Origin of the sequence: Vibrio genomosp. F10 str. 9ZD137 (genome assembly GCF_049974785.1) — a bacterium.
GTDB lineage: Bacteria > Pseudomonadota > Gammaproteobacteria > Enterobacterales > Vibrionaceae > Vibrio.
Window position 1 is genome coordinate 1 of the sequence record NZ_JBNGCJ010000245.1, and the last position, 4,820, is coordinate 4,820.

Consider the following 4,820-nt stretch of genomic DNA (forward strand, 5'->3'; position numbering starts at 1 on the left):
AGAGATTACAGGGCCAGTCTAGAGTGACCGACCCAGCGACTTAGGATTTTAGGATGGGTGATGGGTTTTTAAATAACGCCACTACTTTCATATCTATGATTTTGCTATCATATTCAATCAATTTATATTGTTGTTTTATAAAAGCTAAGTAGCTATCTCACAGGTAAGGAAAAGATGAGTTCTAGAGAAGATATATTGTGGGAAAAGCGAACAAAAAAGCATCAAAAAAGAAAGTCATGCCGCTACAATCCATTTAAAGTGCATAGCCCTAAGGTGCTGGGGTATAAGTATATTCCAGTTCCGGAGAATCTAGATATATACAACGAGAACAATATGGATGAAATGCTCGATTTTCTTGAGCGACTATTTCAGACTGCTGAATACACATCTGCCATACTTGATTTTTCTGATACAAGGTATGTTTCTGCTGCAGCGCTTTTATTGTTATACTCAAAACTAGATTCTTATTTCTCGAAGCCGAACCGGAAACTGATACGTATAAATGTTGACTCCTTAAAAGGTGATGTCAAAACAGCGATTAATGTATCAGGTTTGCGCAGGTTGACTTTAAAACAGTGCGCTCCATCTTTTGAAGCTGTAGGTAAAACTCTACCTATAGTTAAGGGGACAGCTGATGGTGAGGAATTTGAGTGCGTTATAGATCATATTAGGGATAACGTATTTCAAGACTTGGATGCACATCAAGAGCAACGTCTAGGGTCTGCTGTATCTGAGACCGTTGGCAACGTTAAACTCCATGCATACCCATGTAGGGAAAGCTGCAAGCCTTGGTGGGTTATATGTAATGTATATGAAGATACACTTTTCTTGGCTATTTACGATGATGGCGTTGGTATTCCAAGTACTATACTTCAACAGGATTGGATCAATAATCTTCTCGATAAAAGCCCTGAACTGTTTCAAAGAGCAGCCTCTCGTACAGATGCTGACTTGATAGAACTATCTATGAAGCTGGGTAAATCTCAAACTAAACAGAAAAAACACGGTAAAGGAAGTAAGAGTATACAAGCTTTAGTTGAAGATACTCCTGACGGGGTTCTATGGATTTACAGTAACAAAGGTATGTATCATAAGACTAAAACAGATGTTAATCTAATTAACAACAAACGTTCCATCTCTGGGACCTTAGTCCAATGGAATATAAAAATACGATGAATGAACAGAAATTTATAAACGTAGTAGATGAATTCCACCCTAGACCCAAGTGGCGCTATCGTCATGAAGGAAAAGGTAGTGGACAAGAATTTAGAGAAGATGTTTTACGGAAAGCACTGAAAGAATATGACAATGTCCATGTTAACCTTAGTGGTTATAATCGTTATGGCCCGTCATTCATTTCTGAAGCTTTTGGTGGTTTAATTAGAGACGAAGGGTTCTCCTTAAGCTATTTAAGAACACATTTAACGATTGAACATATACAGTTACCAAGTATTCCAGAACTTTGTTGGATTGAGCTTGAAGAAGCAGCCTCTGAGTAAGGGTTTATGGAATTAGAATTACAAAACTGGTTAGCTCCACTGCTTACGATCGTGGGGTGGGGCTTTTTACTTTTTAATGCTGATCGAATAGCAACGAGAACTGAAGCTAGATCGTTATGCGATAAATGTGTGGATAAACTTGAAGAGTTGATAAAATATGTCAACGAGCAACATCTAACTACACAAAAAAATCAAGACGATGAATATAACTTCCAAGAAAAAGTGAATATTTACCTGTTCTCGGTTGAAACAAAAACGAAATACCTCAAGGCGCGTACTTCTTACACTTTTTTAGAACCTAAAAAGCTAGCTTCTCTTAGGCGGTTAAGCTCAGACCCAATAAAATCAGATGATATTATTGAGTTATCAAGAGAACTAATAGAGTCTATCGAAGTGCAATATAGTAACTACTTTGCAGGGGGATGGTTTAAGAGGCTTAAACCTCTTTATTTTCCAATTACTATTACTTTCTGGATTACAGTCTGGGTTACTTTAGTTTTTGCAATAGGCTCATTATTTGGGGTCCCTTTACCTAACTCATAGCCCTTGTTCGATGTATTGATTGACGAAATGGTACAACAATGGGCCTAAGTTCCCATTGTTGTAAAAATCATGAACGACTCACATCCCCTACCAACTCCGACACATTAGCACTGACCTCCCTCAACCTAGAGCTCGCCAAATGAGCATACCTAGTCGAAGTTTGAGGGCTCTGGTGCCCAAGCAAATGCTGAACATCATAGAGCGTAGCGTTACCACTATTGATTAAAATTGAAGCGAATGAGTGCCTGAGGTCGTGTATGCGGAAATCATCATAGATCCCTGCTGCTTTCTTGATTCGGGCGAATGCTTTCTTTGGATGTGCGATAGGTCTACCGAGTGCATCTCCGGCAAAGATATAGGGGTTCTTACGTATCTGAAATCGTCGTTGGTCATTTATTACCTCCTTAGCTAAATTATTGAGCAGAACCGTCCTAGATAACCCCGATTTTGTATGGGGTAGGAATAGGCTCCAATTGTCGTCGTCGTCGACGGTAAGACAGTCCCACTTAGAGTTAGTAATCTCACCAATTCTCATCCCAGTAAGCAGTGCGAATTTTAAGGCATTCCCTTGGGTGCGATTGGGTTCCTCGTTACATGCCTTGATGAAAGATGAAACCTCTTTGCGGTTCAGGAATCTGTTTCTTAAATTATTCTCCTTAAGCTTCCTTATGTACTGTCCCGGATTCTTGTCCACGAATCCCCATTCTTTTGCGAGCCTATACATTCGTAAAATGAGCGACCGAAGACGATTTACAGTGGATGGTTTCCTTGTTTCTAAAACTCCATCGAGTAGCTTTTGAACGTCTTGCTGGTTGATATCGGTGATGCTTTTCTTGCCCCATTTAGGGTAGAAATGTAGTTTTAAGTTACCGACATCATTCTTAGCAGTGAGTTTGTTCATGCGGGCATAGGGTAGGTAGTGTTCTTCCGCAAATTCTTGAAAACTTAGTACATTGGATTTTTCATCCCTCATTGCCTTGGGGTCATTACCCAGTGCTATCTCTCGCTTGTGGTCATTAGCTATCTGTCTAGCGGTGTTGATATCTAACGCAGGATATTCGCCTAATTGAACAGATTTTTTTTTACCAAAATAGGTGTACCTGAATAGGAACCTACGTCTCCCTTTTCTGTTGATAATTATTTTCAGGCCGCTACAGAGCTCATCCGTATACTCAGTTTCTTTGCTTCGGCTTGTCGACGGCGTCGGCGGTAATGAATCAAGTTGGCGTTTATTAAATTTGAACTTACGTGATTGCATTAGTCCCCCTTACTCATCTGAGATTGAGAAATATTGATGTAATTCAGTGCGGAGTGTCTTAGACATCAGTAGGTAGATACCCTTACCACTGTCCTCGACAATGCTTAGGGATATAGAAGCTCCGTAATCTAGATAGTCTTCGTCTTCGAATTCGGTGTAGGTTAGAGCTCGTTTCAGTAGTTCGATATCGTCGACGACGACAGCGTTTAGCTCATTAATTGAGGTGAGGAACCAGAGTTCACATTGCAGTTCATCCCATGCCTGTTGGATTTCTGCTTCATCGTGGAATGGTTCGGTGAGTATGGATTTGACTTGTTCTTGCAGAGTAGTAGTGATTGGTAGGGTTATGATTTGTTGAAGATTGGTTATTTTGAGCATAATTAACTCCATGTTATGGGTAACATATGGTTAATATGATCTTGATTTTATTGATGATTCGGCAATGATAGATAAGTTCAGTGTGATAACGTATGTATCTTAACGACTAATAGAGGTTTACTTATGTTGGAGCCCCCCAAGAAAGTATACAGGTACCAAAAGTTTAGTGAATTGAGCTTAGAGGCTCTATGTCTTGACCAATTATTTTTCTCTGATCCTGCTGCTTTCAACGATCCTTTAGACTGCCAACCATGTGTAGAGTCTGACTCTAACCTTGATGAATTACGCTTAATTTATCGTAGACAGTTAGAGAAACGAGTTGAGTCTGAGACATTAGCTTCGTTGAAAAAGGCTAATTTAGAAGGGAAAAGTGCACATTTACATGCTTTAAGTGTTGTTGAACAGTATGTAGAACGCGAGTTAGAGGACATTAGATATCACGCAACTAACCCTGATTATACTAATGGCCAATATGAAGCGGAATGTAACTTGCTGACTTTTGCGATACAGAGAGAACTTCTAAAGGAATACGATAGAGGGATTTGTTGTTTCTCTTCGTCTGATTTAAACCCTTTACTTTGGAGCCATTACGGGGATCAGCACCATGGGATTTGTGTAGGGTATGATTTAAATCGAACTCCCAAGCCCAACCTCCATAAAGTAACTTACGGTGGAAATAGAATTATTCATACAAGCTTAATATTAAAAGCAATTGTGGAGGGTCGGAATGACTACAGGGAGGAACTCGATAAAAATGTACTTTTACGGAAAGCTCTGCCATGGAGTTACGAAGAAGAATGGCGTCTATTGAGTAAACGAGGGATTCAAGATTCACCATTGGCTCTCAAAGATATTACTTTTGGGTTACGTTGTTCCAGCGGCGTTAAGCATGCTGTTGTAGCTGCGCTAGAAGGGAGAACTGACGGTGTGTCTTTTTATGAGATCTACCAACATAGAGGAAGTTTTGATCTAAAAACGCAACCTGTAGATAGTGAGTTTCTACATGGCTTGCCACGAACATCTAGGTCAGGACAAGAAATATTTGGCCAAGTACCTGATTGGAAAATTTAACTTCCCCAGAGCAGCCATCCTAAAATCCTAGATCGCTGGGTCGGTCTCTCTAGACTGGCCCTGTAATCTCT

6 protein-coding genes are annotated in these 4,820 nt (G+C 40.0%); 4 read left to right on the plus strand and 2 right to left on the minus strand.

Features of this window, described 5'->3' with window-relative positions:
* Positions 1-174: 174 nt before the first annotated feature.
* Genes ACP45E_RS03875 through ACP45E_RS03885 form a run of 3 tightly spaced genes read left to right on the plus strand, consistent with a single transcriptional unit; the run spans position 175 to position 2,042 of the window.
* A complete protein-coding gene (locus tag ACP45E_RS03875) occupies positions 175-1,176 on the plus strand; it encodes a hypothetical protein (RefSeq protein WP_017037334.1) in 1,002 nt (333 codons plus the stop codon).
* The gene (locus tag ACP45E_RS03880; RefSeq protein WP_038125886.1) at positions 1,155-1,499 is read left to right on the plus strand and encodes an STAS-like domain-containing protein; all 345 of its coding nucleotides are present in this window, start codon (positions 1,155-1,157) and stop codon (positions 1,497-1,499) included. Before ACP45E_RS03875 ends, ACP45E_RS03880 begins: the two co-directional genes overlap by 22 nt.
* Positions 1,500-1,505: 6 nt before the next feature.
* The gene (locus ACP45E_RS03885) at positions 1,506-2,042 is read left to right on the plus strand and encodes a hypothetical protein (RefSeq protein ID WP_017037336.1); all 537 of its coding nucleotides are present in this window, start codon (positions 1,506-1,508) and stop codon (positions 2,040-2,042) included.
* 67 nt (positions 2,043-2,109) lie between these two features.
* Here the strand turns inward: ACP45E_RS03885 and ACP45E_RS03890 are convergent, their stop codons facing one another.
* Both ACP45E_RS03890 and ACP45E_RS03895 read right to left on the minus strand, forming a co-directional pair.
* Positions 2,110-3,300, minus strand: a complete 1,191-nt coding sequence (locus ACP45E_RS03890; protein ID WP_017037337.1) for a site-specific integrase — start codon at positions 3,298-3,300, stop codon at positions 2,110-2,112.
* A gap of 9 nt (positions 3,301-3,309) precedes the next feature.
* Positions 3,310-3,678 (minus strand): hypothetical protein, encoded by a 369-nt coding sequence (locus tag ACP45E_RS03895; RefSeq protein WP_017037338.1) that lies wholly within the window; start codon positions 3,676-3,678, stop codon positions 3,310-3,312.
* A 123-nt stretch (positions 3,679-3,801) separates the two neighbouring features.
* Between ACP45E_RS03895 and ACP45E_RS03900 the strand changes: the two genes are divergently transcribed.
* Complete coding sequence (locus ACP45E_RS03900; protein WP_017037339.1) at positions 3,802-4,749, plus strand: DUF2971 domain-containing protein; 948 nt, start codon at positions 3,802-3,804, stop codon at positions 4,747-4,749.
* Positions 4,750-4,820: the final 71 nt, after the last annotated feature.

Coding starts and splice junctions, on each gene's coding strand:
- ACP45E_RS03875 (WP_017037334.1), top strand. CDS start 175: ATGAGTTCTAGAGAAGATATATTGTGGGAAAAGCGAACAAAAAAGCAT.
- ACP45E_RS03895 (WP_017037338.1), bottom strand. CDS start 3,678: ATGCTCAAAATAACCAATCTTCAACAAATCATAACCCTACCAATCACT.
- ACP45E_RS03885 (WP_017037336.1), top strand. CDS start 1,506: ATGGAATTAGAATTACAAAACTGGTTAGCTCCACTGCTTACGATCGTG.
- ACP45E_RS03880 (WP_038125886.1), top strand. CDS start 1,155: ATGGAATATAAAAATACGATGAATGAACAGAAATTTATAAACGTAGTA.
- ACP45E_RS03900 (WP_017037339.1), top strand. CDS start 3,802: ATGTTGGAGCCCCCCAAGAAAGTATACAGGTACCAAAAGTTTAGTGAA.
- ACP45E_RS03890 (WP_017037337.1), bottom strand. CDS start 3,300: ATGCAATCACGTAAGTTCAAATTTAATAAACGCCAACTTGATTCATTA.